Origin of the sequence: Vibrio sp. 10N.222.49.C9 (assembly GCF_041474985.1) — a bacterium.
GTDB lineage: Bacteria > Pseudomonadota > Gammaproteobacteria > Enterobacterales > Vibrionaceae > Vibrio > Vibrio crassostreae_C.
Genome location: NZ_JBFRVD010001042.1, coordinates 1 through 373 on the forward strand (window position 1 = coordinate 1; position 373 = coordinate 373).

Annotated in this window: 1 pseudogene; it reads right to left on the reverse strand. The window is 44.0% G+C overall.

The window, feature by feature from the left end:
- Window positions 1-220 (reverse strand): annotated as a pseudogene (locus AB4585_RS26805) (aerotolerance regulator BatA); the annotation flags it as partial.
- Window positions 221-373: the final 153 nt, after the last annotated feature.

The following is a 373-nucleotide window of genomic DNA, read 5'->3' on the forward strand; positions in this document are numbered from 1 at the left end:
CCAAAGAGAGATAGCTAATGACAACTAATGCCCATTGGATCTTTCTTCTTTTCAGTAAAGTCGCACTTTGCGACGGTTTATCTTCAGAGACAGAAACTAGGCGCTCAAAAAAAGGCACCTGTAGCGCGCTCTTAGATTCCTTATAGGCAGGAACAAAGCGATAAACCAACAGTGGCAATAACGCCAGCAAAAAGGCGAGTGGGTATTCAAACTCAACCATGTCTCACCTCGTGATGTTTTATCCAATGAGCCGTCTGCGTATACAAACCTAAACTCTGATGCTGATCGACACTCGCATTTTGCGAATAAGAAAGTGACGCCAGCAACCCATTAAACTGAGTTGAAAATTGGCTCCCTTGGCACTGTTTATCCA